This window comes from Streptomyces sp. SID14478 (genome assembly GCF_010548525.1).
Taxonomy (GTDB): Bacteria; Actinomycetota; Actinomycetes; order Streptomycetales; family Streptomycetaceae; genus Streptomyces.
In genome coordinates this window covers 1-208 of record NZ_JAAGMG010000207.1, presented here as the reverse complement: position 1 = coordinate 208, position 208 = coordinate 1, and the positions used below count along the sequence as shown (strand labels likewise).

The following is a 208-nucleotide window of genomic DNA, read 5'->3' as shown; positions in this document are numbered from 1 at the left end:
ACGCGTGGTGACGCGCAGCTCGCTGCCGCCCGCGGAGATCAACTGCTCGGGCAGCCAGTCCAGCCGGGCCCCGTCGGCGACGGTGAGCCGGACGTCGTAGCGGGCCTCCCCCTTGGCCTGTCCGGGCAGCGCGAGGGTGGCCGCGACGGACCCGACGTGCAGGCGGGCGCCGCGTTCCGCGCGGGCCTCGACGGTGACGTGGTCGCCG

At 77.4% G+C, this 208-nt stretch carries 1 protein-coding gene; it reads right to left on the bottom strand.

What is annotated here, in order from left to right; genetic code table 11:
- On the bottom strand, window positions 1-208 hold a 208-nt coding region (locus G3I40_RS07365; RefSeq protein WP_164301347.1), incomplete at both ends, for an urease accessory protein UreD.